The 21,069-nt window shown below is 59.7% G+C and carries 18 protein-coding genes and 1 pseudogene; 10 read left to right on the plus strand and 9 right to left on the minus strand.

Annotated elements, in window-relative coordinates:
- Nucleotides 1-511: 511 nt before the first annotated feature.
- Both OHD62_RS32190 and OHD62_RS32195 read right to left on the minus strand, forming a co-directional pair.
- Nucleotides 512-793 carry a hypothetical protein gene (locus tag OHD62_RS32190; protein ID WP_263791344.1) on the minus strand — a complete coding sequence of 94 codons (282 nt, stop codon included), beginning with the start codon at nucleotides 791-793 and terminating at the stop codon, nucleotides 512-514.
- 1,018 nt (nucleotides 794-1,811) lie between these two features.
- Nucleotides 1,812-2,060: a hypothetical protein gene (locus OHD62_RS32195; protein WP_263791402.1), complete on the minus strand. Its 249-nt coding sequence runs from the start codon at nucleotides 2,058-2,060 to the stop codon at nucleotides 1,812-1,814.
- Here OHD62_RS32195 and OHD62_RS32200 point away from each other — a divergent pair.
- From OHD62_RS32200 to OHD62_RS35815, 3 genes are all read left to right on the plus strand, one after another.
- On the plus strand, nucleotides 1,941-3,755 hold the full coding sequence (locus OHD62_RS32200; protein ID WP_263791394.1) for an EAL domain-containing protein: 1,815 nt from the start codon (nucleotides 1,941-1,943) through the stop codon (nucleotides 3,753-3,755). The two genes, OHD62_RS32195 and OHD62_RS32200, sit on opposite strands and share 120 nt — an antisense overlap.
- Before the next feature lie 84 nt (nucleotides 3,756-3,839).
- Nucleotides 3,840-4,874 (plus strand): diguanylate cyclase, encoded by a 1,035-nt coding sequence (locus tag OHD62_RS32205; protein ID WP_263791346.1) that lies wholly within the window; start codon nucleotides 3,840-3,842, stop codon nucleotides 4,872-4,874.
- Between the two features lie 1,009 nt (nucleotides 4,875-5,883).
- The gene (locus tag OHD62_RS35815) at nucleotides 5,884-6,642 is read left to right on the plus strand and encodes a LysR substrate-binding domain-containing protein (RefSeq protein ID WP_412177446.1); all 759 of its coding nucleotides are present in this window, start codon (nucleotides 5,884-5,886) and stop codon (nucleotides 6,640-6,642) included.
- 475 nt (nucleotides 6,643-7,117) lie between these two features.
- Here OHD62_RS35815 and OHD62_RS32220 read toward each other — a convergent pair whose 3' ends face one another.
- Both OHD62_RS32220 and OHD62_RS32225 read right to left on the minus strand, forming a co-directional pair.
- The gene (locus tag OHD62_RS32220; RefSeq protein WP_263791347.1) at nucleotides 7,118-7,552 is read right to left on the minus strand and encodes a PIN domain-containing protein; all 435 of its coding nucleotides are present in this window, start codon (nucleotides 7,550-7,552) and stop codon (nucleotides 7,118-7,120) included.
- Nucleotides 7,553-7,555: 3 nt separating this feature from the next.
- Nucleotides 7,556-7,804, minus strand: a complete 249-nt coding sequence (locus tag OHD62_RS32225; RefSeq protein ID WP_263791350.1) for a type II toxin-antitoxin system Phd/YefM family antitoxin — start codon at nucleotides 7,802-7,804, stop codon at nucleotides 7,556-7,558.
- 1,484 nt (nucleotides 7,805-9,288) lie between these two features.
- On the opposite strand from OHD62_RS32225, the gene istA reads away from it, so the two are divergent.
- From istA to OHD62_RS32260, 7 genes and pseudogenes are all read left to right on the plus strand, one after another.
- Nucleotides 9,289-10,761 carry an IS21 family transposase gene (gene istA / locus OHD62_RS32230; protein WP_263791352.1) on the plus strand — a complete coding sequence of 491 codons (1,473 nt, stop codon included), beginning with the start codon at nucleotides 9,289-9,291 and terminating at the stop codon, nucleotides 10,759-10,761.
- Nucleotides 10,758-11,570: an IS21-like element helper ATPase IstB gene (istB, locus tag OHD62_RS32235; RefSeq protein ID WP_263791353.1), complete on the plus strand. Its 813-nt coding sequence runs from the start codon at nucleotides 10,758-10,760 to the stop codon at nucleotides 11,568-11,570. The genes istA and istB overlap by 4 nt, the downstream gene beginning before the upstream one ends.
- Before the next feature lie 660 nt (nucleotides 11,571-12,230).
- A pseudogene (locus tag OHD62_RS32240) lies at nucleotides 12,231-12,414 on the plus strand (alanine dehydrogenase); the annotation flags it as partial.
- A gap of 340 nt (nucleotides 12,415-12,754) precedes the next feature.
- The gene (locus OHD62_RS32245; protein WP_263791355.1) at nucleotides 12,755-14,104 is read left to right on the plus strand and encodes an NAD(P)-dependent oxidoreductase; all 1,350 of its coding nucleotides are present in this window, start codon (nucleotides 12,755-12,757) and stop codon (nucleotides 14,102-14,104) included.
- Nucleotides 14,101-14,808, plus strand: a complete 708-nt coding sequence (locus OHD62_RS32250; protein WP_263791357.1) for a class I SAM-dependent DNA methyltransferase — start codon at nucleotides 14,101-14,103, stop codon at nucleotides 14,806-14,808. The genes OHD62_RS32245 and OHD62_RS32250 overlap by 4 nt, the downstream gene beginning before the upstream one ends.
- Complete coding sequence (locus OHD62_RS32255; RefSeq protein WP_263791359.1) at nucleotides 14,805-15,734, plus strand: 2-oxoglutarate and iron-dependent oxygenase domain-containing protein; 930 nt, start codon at nucleotides 14,805-14,807, stop codon at nucleotides 15,732-15,734. The genes OHD62_RS32250 and OHD62_RS32255 overlap by 4 nt, the downstream gene beginning before the upstream one ends.
- A 29-nt stretch (nucleotides 15,735-15,763) precedes the next feature.
- A complete protein-coding gene (locus tag OHD62_RS32260) occupies nucleotides 15,764-16,033 on the plus strand; it encodes a hypothetical protein (protein WP_263791361.1) in 270 nt (89 codons plus the stop codon).
- 67 nt (nucleotides 16,034-16,100) lie between these two features.
- Here OHD62_RS32260 and OHD62_RS32265 read toward each other — a convergent pair whose 3' ends face one another.
- From OHD62_RS32265 to OHD62_RS32285, 5 genes are all read right to left on the minus strand, one after another.
- Nucleotides 16,101-16,445 (minus strand): DMT family transporter, encoded by a 345-nt coding sequence (locus OHD62_RS32265; protein WP_263791363.1) that lies wholly within the window; start codon nucleotides 16,443-16,445, stop codon nucleotides 16,101-16,103.
- A 136-nt stretch (nucleotides 16,446-16,581) separates the two neighbouring features.
- Entirely contained in the window at nucleotides 16,582-17,637 is a 1,056-nt protein-coding gene (locus OHD62_RS32270) for a quaternary amine ABC transporter ATP-binding protein (protein ID WP_263791365.1), read from the minus strand.
- Nucleotides 17,634-18,593 carry an ABC transporter permease gene (locus tag OHD62_RS32275; RefSeq protein ID WP_263791367.1) on the minus strand — a complete coding sequence of 320 codons (960 nt, stop codon included), beginning with the start codon at nucleotides 18,591-18,593 and terminating at the stop codon, nucleotides 17,634-17,636. Before OHD62_RS32275 ends, OHD62_RS32270 begins: the two co-directional genes overlap by 4 nt.
- A 247-nt stretch (nucleotides 18,594-18,840) precedes the next feature.
- Nucleotides 18,841-19,812 (minus strand): ABC transporter substrate-binding protein, encoded by a 972-nt coding sequence (locus OHD62_RS32280; protein ID WP_263791369.1) that lies wholly within the window; start codon nucleotides 19,810-19,812, stop codon nucleotides 18,841-18,843.
- 156 nt (nucleotides 19,813-19,968) lie between these two features.
- Nucleotides 19,969-21,054, minus strand: coding sequence for a mandelate racemase/muconate lactonizing enzyme family protein (locus tag OHD62_RS32285; RefSeq protein ID WP_263791372.1), 1,086 nt, complete (start codon nucleotides 21,052-21,054; stop codon nucleotides 19,969-19,971).
- Nucleotides 21,055-21,069 lie beyond the last annotated feature (15 nt).

Genomic DNA, 21,069 nt, shown 5'->3' on the forward strand with positions numbered 1-21,069 from the left:
CGATCATGCCTGCCGAGCAGAGGGACCCCGGCCGTTCGCCATGATCCAGTCGGCCCGCCCGAGATGGATTCCGCAGCTTTCCGCAGCTGCCCTCGTAGCACTGTGCCCTTGAGCCTTCTAGGCTCCGCGCATCGCCGATGCTGATGGTCCGACTGAGGCGCCGCGCCAGCGCTGGGCCACCTTCTCCAGCACCAAAAAACGGAGCTAACTGCCGCCGTCAAGCGCCCTGTTCCCCAACGACTTTCTGAAAATCATCCCTTCTCGCTTCTACTGCAGAATACTCCGGTCCTGCCTCTAAAAAATTGCTAGTGAATGTTTATCTCCGAGAGGATTCCAGCGAGCGCGTTTTTCATTTCACGGACTAAGCCGCGACGATAACTGCGGATCCCCAGCTCTCGCGCGGCTATTTGAGAAAGACCATCTCTGCGAGATGGCCCACCGCGCCTTTCGACGCGGCGGACCTCCTCCTTCGAAGCTGAAGTGTCAGCAGCTCCAGGAGGTTTTCAGATCTTCAACGCCGAGCGAGTTGCAGGCAAAGTTGACGCAGGTCGTTATCATAGGTGCCTTCGTTGTTGATGACATCGACGCAGCGCTTCTTCATCCGCGCCAGTTGGCCGCTCGATATGTTGGCAGAGATGCCAGGCGGATTGGGATTGCTGGGAGTCCCGATGGTCGACGGAGTGGCCCCGACACCGAGGCCGGTCCCGGTTCCGGTTCCGACCGCTGCGGTGGCGTTGTCGGTCCCCAGAGTTACATTGGCAACACCCTTCGTTCCTCCGACAGCAGGCGCCACGCCGGAGCTGCCGATTGAGGCAGTCGCGTTGGCGCTGTCGGCACCGATTGAGGCATTAGCACTACCGTTTGCTGGTGCACCGGACCCGCCGACGTTGGCGCCAGCGCTTCCGCCCCCCGACGGATACGCCGCCAATGCCACCTATACTAATTCCAGCTGCATTGGCTGGCATGCAAAGAATTGCGAGAACCGCTCCGCTGGCAAGGCTGCCAGCGAGACATTTGAATATTCTTGTCATTTGATGCCTCCCTTTTATATACGGCAATTACAGATTCAAAGCACTGCACTTCCGACAACGAGAAGACGAGCCACAGGTTTCACCAAGAAACAAGTTTGGTTACAACATGGATGATTGTTCTGTAAAATTGGATCAACCAAATATAATAAAATTTTAGCTCTATCATTTTCGCGCGAAGAGAGCGTTCCCACGGGCCAAGATCGACGGGTGACGAAAAGTAATCGCGCCGGGATTGTTGCTAGGCTGCTAAAGGAGCGCGGTTCCCCGATTTGGTCCGCGACGGACCTAATTCGCGCAACGCGATGGGGACCTCCGGCTTCGACAATGATGCGCGGGGCGTGGATGGATGAAGGCGTCGCGTGAGGACGACGCTCGTCAGGTACGGGCGCGCATTGCGGAACTGGAGCGCGACCTCATTGCGATCACACCTCAAGGACGCCATCGACGTTTGGATGTCGGACTTGAGCTTCGCAATGCGAAGTTCCGCCTTGAGTGCCTTGAGGAAGGCATCGCCGGAGTAACGAGGAAAGGTGCGCGTTAGGGGAAGCTTCACCGCTCTCAATGCTTGGCGTTAGTGCGACTGGTCGGAGGGGAAGCCAGATGCGGTCTGCAACCATGGTCTCTCCTTCAGTGATGGCCGACCTTCCAATATCTGGAGCACCAGCGATCGCTAACGTATGGCGCTCAAGGCGCGTGGCGGGCGCACGGGAACACTGAGACCCCCTTCACTCGCCGCCCGTCGCTGTGGCGGATCCTCCCGCGGAAACGGGTTCGTCCAACTTATAAAGAATTGCCCGACATTATCATCTCGTACACCCGCAAAGGCATTTCACCAAGAATGCCAGCAGGGTATTCAGGAACGCGGATTGGCGGGTTAACGTGCTGCATCTCCAGAACACTATTCTCGAAATGATCGCCCGGGGCGAAACGCTCGAAGCGACGACGCACCGTCTTTGCCGCCGGATCGAGAAACTGTTGCCGGGCGTCAGATGTTCCGTTCTGCGCGTTGACGGTAACGGCCTCTTGCATCCTCTCCCAGGGTCCAGCTTCCCTAATGAATATCTGGCTCTTCTCGAGGGCCTGATGATTGGCCCGCTTGTGGGCTCCTGCGGCAGTGCGGCCTATTTCGGAAAGGCGGTGGCTGCGAAGGACATCGCGACCGACCCGGGCTGGGTCAGCTTCAAGGAGCCGGTCCTGGGGCTGGGCCTGAAGGCCTGCTGGTCGAGCCCGATCTGCGACGCCGAGGGCGCCGTGCTCGGCACCTTTGCCCTGTACTTTACGGAGAAGCGGGGCCCCACCCCTCGCGAGGAGAAGATCGTCGCCTCGTCTACCTCCCTGTGCGCCATCGCGCTTGAGCGTCACAAGCGGGTCATCGAGCGAGAGCACGGCGCCTATGTCGATGCCCTCACCAACCTGCCGAACCGGGCGAGCTTGGAAGTAGCCCTTGAGCGGCTGTCCTGTGTCCAACCGGGCGCCTGGGCGGTCCTGATCATCGACCTCGACAACCTCAAACCCATCAACGACACCTTCGGCCATGCGGCGGGCGATGCTTTGCTGCAGGCCGTGGCTTCACGTGTCGCCGAAAGCGTAGCGCCGGACCGTGTGTTCCGCATGGGCGGTGACGAGTTCGTCGTAATCCTTCAGAGAGCCGGAGCGCCCGCCGGTATTGAGAGCACGGCGCGTCGTATTCTCGACACTCTGGCTGTGCCCGCCGACTGCAACGGGCACATCATCCTGGCGCGGGCTACCATCGGCGGCGCAGTGCTGTCGGCGGGGGACGTCGATGCGAAAAGCGTGCGCCAAAACGCCGATTTCGCGCTCTACCACGCCAAGGAAACTTCGCGAGGCGGCTTCGTGCTGTACTCGCCGGGAATCGGCAGCGCAATCAAGACCCGGATCGAGGTGATCCGCGATGTTGACGTGGCATTGCGCGAAGGCCGGATCGACGCGTTCTATCAGCCGATCCTGCGGCTCGACACCCGCGCGATCGTCGGCATGGAGGCCCTGTGCCGCCTTCGCAAGCCGGATGGCGAGGTCGTTTCCGCCGCTGCTTTTCACCAGGCGACATCCGATGTCAGCCTCGCCTCGAATCTTACGGAACGCATGATGGCGATCGTCGCAACGGATGCGCGCGCGTGGCTGGATCAAGGTATTCCGTTGCAGCATGTCGGCATCAACATTACCTCAGCCGATTTTCATAGCGGCACGCTTTACGCGCGTCTTCAAGCCGCCTTCGGCCGCGAGAACGTTCCGTTGAAGCACATCATTTTGGAGGTCACGGAGTCGGTCTATCTCGGCCAGCGCGATCCGGTCGTCGCTCGGGAGATCAAGGCGTTGCGAGCCCATGGCCTGCGTGTCGCACTCGATGATTTCGGAACCGGTTTCGCTTCGCTCACGCATTTGCTGACGGTGCCGGTCGATATCATCAAGATCGACAAATCCTTCATTGATCGCCTTGTCCAGGGAGATCCGAGCCTGGCGATCGTCGAGGGCTTGGTCGGCATCGCTCGCAAGCTCGACATCCAGGTCATCGCCGAAGGCATCGAGAACGAAACCCAGGCCGTCTTACTTGCGGAGATCGGGTGTCAGCTTGGTCAGGGATATCTGTTTTCGCAAGCGGTGCCGCGTCAGATCGCGAAAGGGCTTTTGAAGCGGTTCGGGCGACCGCCTGCTGAGGAGGCTTGGATGGCGGGCGAAGCGAACCCAATCGATCGGAGCGCCTGACAGAAACCCTCCCTGGGGTGGCTTGAACAACCGATAAAGAATGCTGCGGCGCCCCCCACAAAAGTGTCCGAAGAGGAGATAAATATGCGCCTGCCATCCGCGTCACAGCTTATTCGCAAGGCTTTTGGTCGCACCGGGTCCGGGCAATCGCCGGCCGGCCGTGCTATCCCTTCGGACATTCTCCCGGAGGAGACGAATTTCCGGATGCTCACTGAGAACAGCGGTGACGTCATCATGCAACTCGGACCGGACACGAAGGCACGCTACGTTTCACTGTCATGCACCCGACTTCTGGGATGGCTGCCGGAGGAGATGGTGGGGCATGGTCCGGAGGTGTTCGTTCCGCCCGAGCATCTTCAAAACATCGCCGCGGCAGCCGCGCTCTTGCTTGCCGGGGCAGATGAAGGCGAGCCGCTTGCGATCGAGATTCGACGGAAGGATGGGAAAGCCGTCTGGGTGGAGACCAAGGCGCGCATCGTGCGTGATCCGCTAACTGGCGTTCCTGGCGACTTCGTGCTGATCATGAGAGATATTACAGAACGCAAACGGCTCGAAGAACAACTCCGCTCGCTTGCGATGACGGACGGGCTGACCGGCCTCGGCAACCGCCGAGCCTTCGATGAGACCCTGGACAGGGAATGGCGGCGCACCGTTGGCGGCGCTGGACAGATGTCCTTGCTGTTGCTCGATATCGATCGTTTCAAAGGCTTTAATGACAAATACGGTCATCAGGTAGGCGATGATTGTCTTCGTGCCGTCGCTGCCGCTATGAGAGACGTGCTTCATCGTCCTGGGGATCTGGCATCGCGATACGGCGGGGAAGAACTCGCCGTCATCTTGCCTGATACCGACAGCGAGGGAGCGCTCGAAATAGCGGAGCGGCTGAGGATCGCAATCGAAAACCTCGACCTGCCTCATGACGACAACCCGGAAGGCGGCGGACACGTCACCGTCAGCATCGGTTCAGCGACCGCACTGTCACGATCGGGCGGGACGATCAGGATGCCGGAAGGCCTGCTTCTCGCCGCCGACACCGCCCTTTACAAGGCCAAGCACAAAGGCCGAAACCGCGTCGAAGTTGCACTGCTGCTCGCATCGGAAGGTCCCGACCCGGTCTGATCAAAGCACGCCACAGCCTCGCACATCGACTCAGAAGGTCCCGATTTCGTTGGCCTGGCCATAGGCAAGCATGGCCGATCCATTCCCGACGAGATTGACGAGGCGCATGTGGAACGAACACTGTTCGGCTTTCGTCGGAACCGCGAATTAGCGGAATGGGTGTCCACGAATTTCTGAAACACGCATGCAGACCTCTCGCAGGGATTCGATCCAGACGCCTGGACGGAATGGGATTGTTTCTGGGACCAGATTGTCCGCATCGATAAGAACGTTCCGTCATCCTGGAACCTTGCGGATCTGGTCATCACCGCCGGACTTCGCGGCATCCTGTTTCCTCGCTCCGCTGCCATGAAAGTGCCAGCGTGTCGCCGATGAGGTCGCCTACGGCACCGGTGTGGCCCATCATCGTCCTGGCGTGATTGGAGCTAACCAACCTGGGGCCTGGCGGCCGCATTCTGGCTCTACGCCGCAAGATCGGGGCCGGTTCCGCGTCTGCATCGAATGACGGAGGTAAGAGATGGTCTCGGAACGGGTTGCTCGGCATTTATGATCCGACCGAGCGCTAGCGAGTGATCGTCGCGGGCTCGACGGCGGCATCATCTCAGGGGATTCCGGCCTCCAGGCGCGCGAGGAATGCCGAGACCTCAGCCTTGATGTCGGCCGGTTCAGTGACCGTGGGGGGGGCGTCTTGGCTACTCCCCAGTCATCCCCGATTTAAATCAAATCCGTCTGTGGATATTGACGATTGCGCGACCCTCACCTCGTACATCGCCAATGCGTAAATGCGGGCGGCTACTGAGAGGGTTCTATGACAAGCGATTTTTCCGCCGCCCGAGTGCATTTAGATCGAGCGTATGACTACCTTCGTGGCGATGACCCGATGAGCCGGAGGGGACGCGAAGTCTTGGACCTGTTAATTGAGGCGTTGCCGACGAAGAGTTCAAGCAGCCACGTCAAAACGCGGAGGTGCTAACGTTTCCGATTGGGCGCCGCTTCTGAGGCAATCTCCATGGCCGCCGTGTATCACGGATTGCGCCGCCGTCGTGCGCTGCAGGCTCCGGCCCGCCAGATCGCGGCCAACGTCAGTGCGGAAGCATCGATCGTTGCCGGCAAGATCCTCGACAACAAGGATGCGATCTTCGGCTACAACGCCCAGACCGGCGCCCATGGCGACATGATCGCCATGGACATCGTCGACCTGGTCAAGGTTGTGCGCACGGGTCTTCAGGATGCGACCTCGGTCGCCAGCCTGCTGGTCACCACCGAAGCCATGATCGCCGAGGCGCCGAAGAAGGATCCCCCTGGCGGGCATCCGGTGGAAGGCGGTGGGCCGCATGAGTGCTCAAGGCCCTGCGCCTTTAGCAGCGTCAGATACTGGCCGTTTCAACCTGGCTGTCCTTTATCGCTGGCGGTTCCCATGCGCAACAACAATGTCCGGCGGTCGGTGGCGGATGTCGTTGCCCAGCACGGTTGTGTGCTGGACGTCAGATTCGAAGTCGACTCCCTTTCTACGATCATCGATATGGTCATGGAAGGAAAGGCGTATTCCATCCTTACCCCGTCGGCCATTCAGAAAGAGGCGTCTCAAGGCCAGGTCCGCACCGTTAAGATCATTGATCCAGTGATCACCCGTTCCGTTGTGCTTGCCGTCAACCCGAAAGATGAGCGCTCTCCAGCCGTGTCTATGGTCCGCAAGCTGATCCCCAAGGTCGTAAGGACTTTGATCGAGAGCAGGCACTGGTCAGCCACGCTTCCGGACCGGGCTTAGGCCCATCCTTCAAACCAAGTTCCAGCTGCTACCGCTCCTCCGCCACTGCTTGAGTCGCATTAATCTGGATTCGGGATGGTTTTGGGCGACATACGATATTTGACCGCATGCGACGATCGCGGTGAAATCGCAGAGCAGCCAGGCTCGGTTCGGATATCGGCCGTTCTCGTATCTGGCAGGAATATGGATTGATTTCCATCGAGCTGGCAGGGTCATCAGGGGATTATAGGGGCTTTCTGGCCATTGAACGGTTACCTGAAGGTTGTTCGAAACGAGCCAAGTTACAACGCCGGGCGATCTCGGCTACCTCAACTTGAGGAAGGAACGACCCGCGCGCCGCAAGAAACAGGTATCCTCGGTGCGAATTTCGGCTCGGGCGAACAACCGCGATCAGTGGGGCAGATTACATCCACGACCGCGATCAATACGGGTTCGAGACCAACGGCTTCGCGGTCGCTCGTTTCGAGCGCGGGGACTAAGCCGGGAGTTCCTTGAGCGGGTTCGCCCACGGCACCCCGAGCGGCTGAAAATGCCGCTCGTTTGCCGTCAGGACCATGTAGCCTCGCGCTGCCGCCGTGGCGGCTATCGCGATGTCTTCGAAGCCGGGATCATGCGCCCGCGCCCGGTCAATGATGGCGCCGGCGTGGCGGGCCTCGTCGATGCCGAACGGCAGGATGCGGCCAGCATAGAGCTGCTCGACGGCGGCGAGCCAGCGGCGCAGCCGTACTGTCTTCGTCGTCGCGCCGATCCTGACGGCGCGGGCAATGCCCGCCTCGATCTCCGCGACCGTGACCGTCGACATGTACAGATGGTCATTGTTCTTGCGCAGCCAGTCGGCGAACGGCTGCAAGCCGACTTCCTTTTTCATCGGCGCGTCGGCCGACACGATATTCGTGTCCAGCAGATACACGGGCTAGAGGCCCTCACGCAAAGCGCGGGCGGGCTTGCGCCTCCGTTCCGGAATGTCGTCGCCGTCGCCCGGGAAGGCTAGCAGGAGGTCAGCAAAGCTGGGCACCTTGGAAACCCTCTCCCATTCTTCGAAAGACACAAGCACGGCCTCCGGCTTGCCGTGGCGGGTGATCACGGAAGGCTCTCCGGCAACGGCCTGGTCGACCACCGCGGACAAGGTGGCCTTCGCGTCCTTCAACTGAATCTCTCTCATGTCGACGTCTCCTTATGACTACCTATAGTCATATTCTATTTTGTTGGCAGGCGCAAGAGATAGGATCGTTATCCTATCTTCAATTTGACGTCTGGTGTGCTGCCGTGGGCGGCATCGCCGCAACCCCGGACGATGGAATTTGCCGCCGATTCTGCTCGGCGAGCTCAGTCGTACTCCAGACGTTCCGAGAGCAGCACCACACCTCAAGGCTGCCACAATCACCACGCTGGCGGGGCACTCCTCCTTGCCGCTCCGCAATCCCGGAGGGGTTGGTCGAAAGTATCTCATCTTACGGCACTACGCTGCCACAAGGTCTCGCCCCACAGGTTGAGGATGAAGTTGTTGCGATATTTTTCAAACAACTCTCAACTTGATCGACTCGGAAATAGCGCTCGGCAGCCGTCTTGCTGGTTGGTTTATCCCTGCGCGCGAGGGCGTCGGAAACGTCTCTCGGGATCAGGTAAATTGCCCTGCCATTTGCTCGCCAATTCGATGCTTAGATGCCCTTATTTTCCGTCATTCTTGCGCTTTTGGTGAGTACCGCCTAACGAGATCGCACACCAATCGCAATCTTGCCCCTGCAATCTTCTTGGCAGCGTGTGACTCTTCAGCCTGACCGGCACGGCATGGCCACAACTGGTGCAGAAAAGTGCCTTCTCTAACATATTGAACAGCGCATTTGCTGTAGCGCTGGATTAGGCATCCGGCGCTTCGGGGTGGGCATTAGTCCCTGTTCTCCCCGCTGTAGTGGACAAGCCGCGCGATTTGTTCATGCAATGAGGTGGTGCGCGGCAAGTCGGGGAATGCACCGCTTGTCGCTGTCTCGACAATCGCGCTGCGCACCGCTTCCGGGATCTCCTGCCAATGCACCAAGGTTGCGGCAGCGAGATGCTTGTGTGAGCGCGTCAGACCTTTGTTCAAGCTGAAGCAGCAGGGCGCGCGTCTCTTCGATTGCGGCCCCCGAAATCTTCTGCGTCAATCAGCAAGTCGATCCTGTCGAAGATCTGCAAGCGTCCTCACTCTCCCTAAGACATACTCAGCGCATCCAACGCCGCTGGTGAGTGAGTTTGCAACAAAGAACTTGGTCGTGTCTCGCGAAAAGGCATCGCTCGGCAAAGTGCCCTTTGATGGCGCATAATGAGTAAAACGACAAGCGTGAACCCCGGCTCCCACAACTATGCACCTTAGATGACGTTGGTAAAGCAAGATGAACTGGCCCGGTCTGCCTAAGGCGGCTCTTGATCGCAAAACTGCGGCGCGGCAATGAACGTGAGAGCGCAGCGTCAATCAGGATGAGAATGCCGGCGGGTTGGAACGCAGGGAGGGCGTAGCCCGACTGGAGTTTCAACCCGCCGGCGGCGCGTTCCTTTTCCGGGGCGTCGTCTGGTGATCACGGTCGACCGGGTATGCGGTGGTTTTTCCTGTTGGGGAGGAATCACTTTGTGCCCGGCCGCCACGTAACCGATCACCAATTGAGGCTTTTCATGAAGTTCCGGAAGACCAATACGACGGCCGTCGCGGCGGCGAAGGCGTCGATCAGCACGGCCACGGCCTATCGCATCGAGAAGGATTCGCGACTGCCGTCACAAAAGAAGGTTCCGCGGGAAAGGCGCCGGCCCGATCCGCTCGCGGAGATTTTCGACGCCGAGATCGTGCCGCTGCTGCGGGCGGCTCCTGGCATCCGGCCGGTCGCCATCTTCGACGAGATGATCAGGCGACATCCCGAACTGAGCATCGGCATTCGTCGCACGATCGAGCGCCGTATTCGATCCTGGCGCGCCATCCATGGCGAGGAGCAGGAGGTCATCTTCCGGCAGGTCCACGAACCCGGACGCATGGGATTGTCGGATTTCACCGACATGGCCGCCGCCGGCGTCACGATCGCGGGCCAGACGCTCGATCACCGGCTCTACCATTTCAGGCTCGCCTATTCGGGCTTCGAGCATGCGCATGTCGTGCTCGGCGGCGAGAGCTTTGTCGCTCTGGCGGAAGGCTTGCAGAACGCGCTGTGGTCGCTTGGCGGGGCTCCCCGCGAGCATCGCAGCGACAGCCTCTCGGCGGCATTCCGCAACCTGGACAAGGACGCCCGGGAGGACCTGACGCGCCGCTACGACGAACTGTGCGGCCACTACGGCATGACGCCTTCCCGCAACAATCGCAGCATCGCGCATGAGAACGGGTCTATCGAGGGGCCGCACGGCCATCTCAAGCGGGCGATCAATGACGCGCTGCTGATGAGAGGATCGAGCGATTTCGACGACCTGGCAGCCTACCGTCGCTTTGTCGACGAGATCGTCAGCCGCGTGAATGCTCGCAACTCCAAGCGCATCGACATCGAGCGGGCCGAACTTCAGGAACTGCCCGTCCGGCGCACTTCCGACTACGAGGAGGTCACCGTGCGCATCACGTCATCGGGCGGGTTCACGCTGCGCAAGGTGTTCTACACCGTGCCCTCACGCCTTATCGGCCACCGCCTCAGAGTGCGGCTCTTCGATGATCGGCTGGATATCTTCATCGGCGGCACGCAGCTCATGACGCTGCCGCGCGGGCGCGCCTCTTCAACCGGCAAGCACAACCAGGTCGTCAATTATAGGCATGTCATCCATTCGCTGCGCCGCAAGCCGATGGCGCTGCTCAACCTCGTCTATCGGGACCAGCTGTTCCCGCGCGAGGCCTACCGGCGAACCTTCGACAAGCTCATGGAGCGACTGCCTGAGCGGCAGGCCTGCCGCACCATGGTCGAGCTTCTCGCCATGGCGCACGAGCGCGGCTGCGAGAGCGAACTGGCCGATCAACTGACTGCCGCGCTGCAGGCACGGCGATTGCCTGACATGGCTGCTTTGCAGGAACGGTTCGCGCCGGATCCCGCCCGACTGCCGAGGGTCGTCGTGCGCCTTGCTCCGCTCAACGACTATGAAGCCCTGCTTGGCGCCAACCTGACAGGAGATGCGGCATGAAGACGAACCCCGCTGTCGATTCAGCCAAACTAAGCTTGCTCCTCAACGAACTACGCTTACCGGCCATCCAGGTTATGTGGCCGCAGTTTGCCGAACAGGCCGACAAGGAAGGTTGGCCGGCCGCTCGCTTTCTGGCTGCGATCACTGAACATGAACTGGCCGAGCGCGACCGGCGACGTATCGAACGCCATCTCGCCGAGGCGCGCCTCCTGCCGGGCAAGACCCTCGAGACATTCGAGTTCGAAGCCGTTCCGATGATCTCCAAGGCCCAGGTGATGGCCATCACCGCCGGCGACACTTGGCTGGAGAAAGGCGCCAATCTGCTCCTGTTCGGCCCGCCCGGCGGCGGAAAGAGCCATCTCGCCTCGGCCATCGGACTCGCCCTTATCGAAACCGGATGGCGGGTCATGTTCACCCGCACCACCGATCTCGTCCAGAAGCTTCAGGTCGCGCGCCGCGAACTCGGCCTCGAAGCCGCCATCAACCGGCTCGATCGCTTTCACCTGCTGATCCTCGACGACCTCGCCTATGTCACCAAGGACCAGGCCGAAACCAGCGTGCTGTTCGAACTCATCAGCGCCCGCTACGAGCGGCGTTCCATGCTGATCACCGCCAATCAGCCCTTCGGCGAATGGGGGAGGGTCTTCCCCGATCCCGCCATGACGCTCGCCGCGGTGGATCGCCTCGTCCATCATGCAACAATCTTCGAGCTGAATGTCGAGAGCTATCGGCGGCGCGAGGCCATCGAGCGAAAGCGGGGGCCAGGCAGGCCGCCGTCATATGCGACACCCGCGAACGTCGCTTCCTGATTGACGCGCCGCGACAAACCTCTTGCGCACGACAATCCATGCCGCGATTATCGCACCCGCCGCGACACCAGATTCTCATCCTGATTGTCGCGCGCTTCTCTCCCAGACTGTCGCGCCATACAAAACTCTGGTTAGGTGGCTTCATCTACAGATCTATTCGCGTGTTCGCGCTTCGTTCGACCTTAGCGTGTCTGCGGGAACAGTTCTTGTTCCGACCCCTTATTGCGCCTTCGAAGCGTCTGGCAACCCGGACACTCCGGATACCGATTCTGGGTCAATCTGTTTCTGAAACTTCAAAAAAGGATCATGTCGGGTGGGCTTAGTCCACAGACGACCCTGTCGGACTGAGGCGTATGACAGCAGATTCTCTCTCAGACAGCTACGGGTGATTTAATGATGATCCCGCCATTCAGGGCTCGGCGCGATGACGCCCCGTGGCGGCACGAAAGACGCTCCAACAGTTGCAGCGCGGGCGGCACGCGCGACCGGTGACGGAAACGATTTGCGGGCAGCTTGCCGATGGGTTGAGCCTGCGAAGATTTGCTTCGCCGATGATATTGTAAGAGAAAGCCACAGTATGCCGTGGGCTGGCCATGCGAGGCGCGTTCCGCGACCAGTACGCGTGGGCACGTAAGGTGCAGGCGTTGCTGGGCGCGATGCCCGGTCACCTCGGCCCACGCGCTGAACAACGCGACCATGCATTACGGCCTGCAATTCGCCGACAAGGGCCTGAAGGCGCGTCGACGACCATCATTTGCGCAACGGCCTCAACGTCCACAAGGGCAAGATCACCAACCGCGCGGTCGCCAAGGCGCTCGGGCTACGAACTGGTCGAGCCGAAAGCCGCTCTCGCCGCCTAATTCCAGTTACAACCGCTTCCTCCCGTCTCGCCCGCCGGTTCGTTCCGACGGGTCTCTTTTTTGCCGACGCTTGGCCAGGGGCGTCCTCCCGTTTTACGTCAATGTCCCGGTGAGGCTCGTCGGTGCGAAAAGTGTCCTAACTCCGCCTTATATGGTTCGCAATTGTGAACGCTGTCCGCAAAATATTAAACATGTGAAACAAACTTAAATAAGAATGTATACTGTTTTTACGTATCTTTTATTGCCTTTGCCGCAAATTGGCATTTTATTTTATTGGCAAGATACCGCTGGACGCGCGGCTACGAGAAAGTCGCGACTGTAGTTATGAAAGGAAAGCTAGTGTCTGCCGCTGTAAGCGCAGCTTATTTCCGCGACGTCGAACGCATCGGATTCGTTGGTACCGGCAGGATGGGGCGACCGATGATCGCCAAGCTCCTTGAAGCCGGCTATCCGGTGGACGTCTACGACATCGATCCCGCATCTGCGAAGGATGTGGTCGAAAAGGGAGCCCGTTGGCATGACGCACCGCGCGACGCGGCCCGCGATTGCGGCATTGTCATCACCTGCCTGCCGCTGCCACAAGACGTCTTTGACAACATGACGGGCGAGCAAGGCGCTTTGGCCGGAATGCCCTCGGGGAGCGTCTGGATCGATACGTCCACCACCGACTATCACAACACGCTCGAGATCGCCCGCCGGGCCGCAGCAATTGGCGTGGATTCGCTAGAAGCGCCCGTAAGCAACCTGTCCCACATGGGGGTCGATTTTGCTAATGTCAGCTTCTTCGTCGGCGGGCCATCCAAGGCCTATGTGCGGAGCGAAGCGGTGTTGCGAACCATGGGAGCCATCTCCTTCCATGTCGGAGACATCGGTCAAGGCCAGTCAGTCAAACTATTGACAAACCTACTTTTCTACACTGCAGCCGTAGCGAGCGGCAATGCGCTCTGCCAAAGCGTGCGCGAGGGCGTTCCAGCACAGCAGGCTTGGTGCAAGTTTATCGGTTCTGCGGCGAACTCCGTTGCAATCGAGCAGTTCGCTCCGTTTCTCCTGGATGGGAGCTACGATCGATCCTGCACGCTGGAGATCACGGTCAAGGATATGGGCTTGACCGTCCAGCTGGCCGACGAACTGCGCGTGGGACTGCCGATCGGGCGCGCGGTCGAAAACCGATATAGCGAGGCGGGACGGAAGTTCGACCGATACGATAGCCATCTGCGTGTCGTCGAGCTGGCGGAGGTGGTTTTCGGAGTTCGACTGCAAGTGCCTGGCTATCGCGCGCCATCCAAGTATGGCGCCGACCCTGGGTATCCGCCAGACCAAGAATTCTTGGCCGATCCCCTCGGACGGATCAAACCGAAGCGCGAGCATGTGTTTCCGCTCGAGGACGTCCCGCTTAGCGGCATCCAGATGCAGTTGCTCGAGTCTCTGTCCGGCGAACTCACCCACGTCAATCGCCTGATCCTTGACGAGGCGTTTGATCTCGGACGCGGCATGGGCCTGAAGGATGCTCTGATCCATGACGTTATCACGTGGAGCGTAGGCGCTTCCGCATGGTCGGATAGCCATGCTCAGCAATACGGCAACGAGCAGCTTGTAGATCTAGTCCATGCCATTGCGCCGCCGCTGACGACCTTGCCCCATCTCATCTGCCCTACACGGAGGAAACTGTCATGACCACCCTCGACCAGCAGACGGCATTGGAGCAGGCCGCACGAAAGCGCATCAAGGATTCCCATGCCCTTGACGGCGACGTCGGCCGCTTGACCCACTTCTATCGCGGATGGGCCAGTTCCTACGAGTTGGATGTTGGGCACGACAAGTACTGCGGGCCGACGATCATGGCGGAACTGGCGGGCGCCGTGCAAACAGCGTATCTGGCCAATGAGCGAACTGCCATCGCAGTCCTGGACGCTGGCTGCGGAACGGGCCTCGTCGGCGTGGAACTGGAACGCCTCGGCTTCCGGTTGATCGACGGGATCGACCTCTCCCAGGAAATGGTGGAAAAGGCCCGGCAAACCCGCGTCTACCGCCATGTCCAAGGCGATGTCGACCTTAACGGGCCGCTCCCCGACCACGCCAGTGGGAGCTATGACATCACGGTCTGCTGCGGTGTCTTCACGCTCGGGCACATCCGACCGGACGCACTGCGCGAACTCGCGCGCGTGACGCGCCCCAATGGATTCGTCATCATAAGCACCCGCAAGAGCTATGCGGAGACCACATCCTTTGAAGATCAGGTGCGGCGTCTGCAGGATGCGGGCGTGCTTGAGACGGCACAGTGCCTAAAAGACGGAAAATATATCGCGGAGGAGGGCGCGCATTACTGGGTTTTCAAAGTGCCCGATAGGGTCTGTGCAGAAGCGGAGCAGCAGCTATGATCACGCTACCGCAAATCTCACTAGCAAAACTGGCCGCCGATGCAACGCGACACGAAGAACGCGAGCGCCTACGTCTGGCCTGCGAGGAGTACGGGTTCTTCTACCTTGAGCACGGAATCCCGAAAGAACAGATCGCAGAAGCGATACAGGCTTCCCGGCGGTTCTTCGCGTTGCCACAGTCGACAAAGGAGCATTTCGGTCACTCCGCCCAAGACGTGTACCCTGCTACCGCCCGTGGATACAGTCCGTTGCACGGCGAGGTGCTACATCCCGAGGCCGGCCCCGATCCGAAGGAAATGTTCGACCTCGGAATAGAGAACGAAGGCGACCGGCGTCCGTTTGCAGGTAGCACACGCCTCCCGGATGACGCGGTGGCTCCTGGTTTCGCTCGAAGCCTGCTTGCATTGCAGGCTACCGTGGTCAACGCGGTTGTGCCGAAGCTCGGAATGGCGCTGGCTGACCTGCTCGAAATGGAAGAAGGCTGGTTCCAACGCCATTTCAACCCGCCGACGGTCCTGCAGCGCGTGATCCGGTATCCATCTACTGGCGGCACGGCCGGAAAGCATACCGACAATGGGTTCTTCACGCTGCTGCTGCAGGAGGAACTCCCCACGCGCTCCTTGCAGGTGTGGCTCGGCGGGCGCTGGACACCGGCACCGAGCTTGCCCGACAGTCTCGTTGTCAATCTGGGCGACATGCTTCAGGCCTTGAGCGATGACCGATTCAAGAGCACGCCCCATCAGGTCGTGCACAACGGTCCGACTGACCGAATTTCCCTTCCCTTCTTTATCTATCCCGACATCGACGCACGCCTGACTTCGCGGCAAGGAAAGCAAACCTTCAGCGTCTCGGAAGTGATGTTACGCAACTTCGAATCAATCTGGGAAACTGGGAATGGCGCCGGGCGGGCGCGAGAGTTGCAGTAGGTCGTTCGGGTTCTCGAGCTGAAGCAAATATGGTGACGACGCACCGCTCAGGTTCGGCAGCGGAAAACACGGGTAGCGTGCTGTGCGTAAATCCGGGCGCCATCGTCGTTGTGACTGCGGCCCTTTCGGCTGACAATCCGTCTTCTGTGGGCGTCGTCTTCTCGAACGTCAGCGCCAACCGGTCGATCTACCGCGGTCAACGCTCCGAACCGTTGGCAGTGGATCTGGCGCTTGAACTTGGCGATCCGTATCTGCTGCCGGTCAATCAGCGCGCGTTCTTCGACGCATCCGCACGGTGACCGCGCGAGTTGGACCGATTCCAAACTTCGCGCGCCCGGCCGCCAAGGCGACCAGCGAAAGTTGCGATCAGTGACCAACAGTCTTGGAAAAAACGTTGATCACTACGACGCCACAAATAATCAGAATGATCCCTAATATCGCAGGCAGGTCAAGCAGCGACCTATAGACGTGAATGCTCACCATTGCGGTCAGCACCATGCCGACACCGCACCAGATCGCGTAGGTTATACCAAGGGGAATGAGCTTGAGCGCATGAGAAAGGAAGAATAGCGCGACGATGAAGCTGGTGATGGCGGCGGCAGTCGGCCCAAGCTTCGTGAATTGTTCCGTCTTCGGCAACAAGGATGAGCCAATGACTTCCGATACAATGCCCAACGCGAGGGCGCAGTAAGCAGCGACAAGAGGATTCATAAACTTACCTTCCGGAGCGGCGCCTGAAAAGCCTCTGCAGAAGGGTGCGCAGCCAAGGCGTACGGCATTTTCGCGGCAACAGTGAGGTCCATTCGGTTGACGAGCGCCATGGGAATCCCATTGTCGTGGTCCTAACCTACATGTTGCTGTGGTTCCGCCCCGTCGAGGCTGTGGGTACAAGCGCTTTCAGAACGTCCGTCATCCTGAGCGTGCCCACCCGGGTCCCGTCCGAGTGCACCGCAAAGGACTTGTCAGCAGCGCCATGGGATCGCAGGATCGCCCGCTCCAGGGTCTCGTCCCCGTCTATAACTTCATAGCTGTCATCCCCGGCGATGGTCTTTTCCATTACCGATCGGACGCGAAGCACCCGGGTGCGGTTGATATCGCTGACGAAGTCTTCGATGTAAGGGTCGGCTGGGTTGAGGAGGATGTATTGCGGCTCCCCTTGCTGCACGATCTCTCCGTCCTTCAGGATCACCAGATGGCCGGCGAGCTTGAGAGCCTCATCAAGGTCATGAGTGATGAAGACGACGGTCTTCTGGAGATCCTTCTGTAATTCCAGGAGGAGCTCCTGCATGCTTGAGCGGATAAGCGGGTCAAGGGCCGAATAGGCTTCATCCATGAGCATGAGCTCGGAGTTCGAAGTTAGCGCCCGCGCAAGGCCGACGCGCTGCTGCATGCCTCCCGACAGTTGGTGAGGATACAGCGCCTCCGAGCCCGCGAGGCCGACTCTGCTGAGCCATTTGCGGGCCGTCTCATCGGTTTTGGCCCGCCCGTCCCCGCGCACCGAACATGGCATGCCGGCGTTACGCAGGACTGTTTCATGCGGCAGCAGTGCAAACTTTTGAAAGACCATGGACATCTGGGTCCGGCGCAGATGCTGAAGCCGGATCCGGTCGAGCTTCATGATGTCTGTGCCATTGACGATCACCTCACCGGCCGTAGGGTCGACAAGGCGGTTAAGGTGACGGATCAAGGTTGATTTTCCGGAGCCTGACAGCCCCATGATCACCGTGATCTCGCCTTTCTTGATTTCAACATTGATGTCGCGCAACCCGAGCACATGGCCATGGGCTTGCAGCATATCCTTTTTGTGCATCCCGGCCTTCGCATAGGACACCATGGCCTGCGCGTTGTTGCCGAAGATCTTGTAAAGGTTGCGAATAGATACGAAGCTCTCGGTCATGCTCATGTCCGCGACTGATGCATCTTATTGACGCGCTGGAGGGCAGCCCGGCTGACCCGGTCGAGAACAATGGCTAGGAGGACAATGCCGAGGCCTGCGACAAGGCCTACGCCCAGTTCAAGTTTGTTGATACCCCGCAGCACAAGGGTTCCAAGGCCGGGTGCGGACACCAGCGAAGCGATGACAACCATGGATAACGACAGCATGATGGTCTGGTTGATACCAGCCATGATGTTCGGCAAGGCGAGCGGCAACTGGACGCGATAGAGCTTTTGCCAGGAAGTCATGCCGAAGGCCTCCCCCGCCTCCAGAACGTCCTTGTCCACCAGTCGGATGCCGAGATTCGTGAGCCTGATCGACGGCACGATCGCATAGAGAATGATCGCGATGCCGTAGAGTTTTGGCTCCGTGACGCTGAACAGGAAAATCAGCGGGATGAGGTAAACGAAGGTGGGCAGCGTCTGCAGCAGGTCGAGAAAAGGTGTCAGCCAGCGCTCCAACCGGTTGCTACGTGACATCGCGATGCCGATCGGCACGCCGAACAGGACACAGATGAATGTGCAGACGATGATGATGGCGAGGGTCTGCATGGCGTAACCAAAATGGTCGATCAACGCCAAGCCCAGGAACGCCACAAGCACGAAGACCGTCACGCCCGTGCGACGTCCGGCGAAATGAGCGATGGCGACCAGGATCAGGATCGCGGCCCACCACGGAAGTGACTGCATCAGGTCGATGGCGTTGCGCAACGCCCAACTCAATGGCTGCGTAACCGGGTCCAGAACGACTTTCACGGGGTCTTTCACGTCCAGGAACAGACGCTCCAATCCGGCCGTCATATCGCGGGTGCGTGGGAAGGCGCCGCAGGCCTTGTGAAGGACGTCAAGGGACGGAAACGGGAAAGATTCGGTTTGGTCGGTCCCCGCCGCGCCCGCCTTGGCGAGTAGATCGTCCATCGACATCGGACCGCCGATGGCGCCGGCGTCGCACCAGGACCGTAGTCCCAGCGAGTCAAAAGCTTTTTCGTAAGCTGACATTTCGAGCCTTAAATCGCCGCGATCCGGAAGCCACGCCCGTCAAGGCGCGGCCACCAGAATTGACCGAGAGGTGCTTGTCGATGGGCTGAGGTGCCGCCAAGCATTTTGCCAAGTCAACCACTAGGCCCACACATTCCTTGGGTGGTGGGCCCGGTGACCGCGCTGGTTGATCTCACTTCAGGACTGCCGCGAGCTTTTCCTTGGCTTCAGGGCTGAGCCAGTCCGCCCACACCGTCTTGTAGGTGGTCAGGAAGTGGACCGCCGATTCGTCAGCCGAAGCCTTCTTGCTATCCTGCCAGGCCAGCGTCTCGCTCATCTGCTCATTTGTGAAGGTCACCTTAGACATGAGCGCTGCAATCTCGGGCTCGCGCTTCTCGAAATCCGTTGTCGCTGCCGTCACCACCTCTGCCGGCGGATAGGCCGACTTTCCGGGTGTCTTGCACGTTTCCACGGCGTTGCAGGCGTGGATCTCGGGGACATACGGGCCAATGTCGACCTTGGCCATCTTGTACTTGCCAAGAACGGATGTTGGACCCCAGTAGTAACCGAACCAAGGCTGCTTGTTTTCGTTGGCGGCGGCGATCGCCGCTGCCAGGGTCTCTCCAGAGCCGTGATTGAAAACTTCGATGCCGTGGCCTTTCAGATCGAAAGCCTCAGCCAAATGGTCGTTCGTGACCTTACAACCCCAGCCTTCGGGGCAATTATGAAATTTGCCCCCGACCCAGTCGGGATGGGCCAGAATGCCGTCGATCTTCGCAAGTTCCGGATGTTCGTCAACGAGGTATTGTGGGACCCACCATGCATCAATGCCGCCGGGGGTCAGGACATGGCCCAACGTCTTAACTTTGCCGGCGGCCACCAGTGCTGGATAAGCTGGCGCGCCGTTAAGCCAGAGTTCGGTGACGATGTCGGGACGGCCGGTCTCTGCAACCGATGTCACCGCAGTAGCAGTAGCCGAAGGAACAACCGTGACCTTACAGCCGTAGCCCTGTTCCATCAGGAACTTGGAGACGGCGGTGACGATCGAGCCCGAGGCCCAGTTCATCTCAGTGATGGTGACGTCACCGCATTTGGCTTCGGCCGCGGTCGCGGCGATGGTAGCGATAAAGGCTGCGGCGGTGAGTTTAAGGGTGTGTGAGAGCATTATTTTCTCCTGTTGGTATTCCATTCCAGGCGATGTCCCCGGCAGTCGGAGCTGCCGGGACGGTTCCCCACGTTAGGAATTATAGGAATACCGAACATTTAACTAACGAATATAATTCGACCCTGACATCGACTTTTTCGATGTTCGGGCGGTTCGTTAGTCGATGGCCAGGCGCGTCACAGCAGCCTCATCAAAGGTAAAACCAGTGCCCGGACGGATGGGTATGAGGATGTCGCCATCCACGATCTCCATCTCTTCACGGAAAAGCGGGGCATACCACGGCATGTGTTCCACGGAGATGCAATTGGAGGCAGATCCGGCGATGCACAGGCTGTGTTCGGTGAAAATATGGGTGGAAATGGGCAGGCAGTACGCTTCCGCCAAAGCCGCCACCCGACGCATTTCGGTAAGCCCACCAATCCTCTGGAGGTCCGGCATCAGCACATCGGCGGCGCGGGCTTCGATCGTGTTGCGGATGCCGAAACGTGTCCACTCCGTCTCACCCGAAGCAATCGCCATGTCGAGCGCATTACGAACTTCGGCCTGGCCCACGAGGTCATGGACAGATACCGGCTCCTCGAGCCAGCCGATGTCGAGCTCCTCAAGCATCCTGCCAAGACGGATCGCCTGCTTTGGGGTGAGCGCCTGGTTGGCGTCCGTCAGGATTTCGATGGAGGGTCCGACTGCCTCTCGGACTGCCTTGACGCGCTCGAGATCCTTTCGCGGGTCTTTATTACCGACGCGCACCTTCATCGCCCGGAACCCTTGGTTAAGAAAGGTCGCCGCCTCATCAACCAGTTCGTCGATGCTCTGGGAAAGCCAGAGGCCGCCGCTGGCGTATGTGCGGATGCGATCTCGGCAAGCCCCGAAAAGATGATGCAGTGGCCGGTCCGCGCTTTTGCCGACCAGATCCCAACAGGCCGTGTCGAGCGCGGAAAGGGCCGAGATCGTGACGCCGGCATAGCCAGTTGGATTGATTTCAGACCAGATGGCTGAATTGATCGCCGTCACATAGTGGGGGTCCTGGCCCACAATGCGATGCGAAAAGCCGCGGACCATCTCGTCGAAGGCTTTGAGCCGGACGGCATTTAACGTGAAGATATAACTCTGACCCACGAGCCCGACATCGGTCTCCAGATAGACAAGCAGGCAGCCGACCGAACGCATATTGTGAATGGCTGTGGCAATCGGCTTGGCAAAAGGCACGTCCGTCAGCCGGGTCTTTAATGCGGTGATTTTCATGGGATTTCTTTGTGC

This window comes from Mesorhizobium sp. YC-39 (assembly GCF_025753795.1).
In the GTDB taxonomy this organism is placed as follows: Bacteria; Pseudomonadota; Alphaproteobacteria; order Rhizobiales; family Rhizobiaceae; genus Mesorhizobium.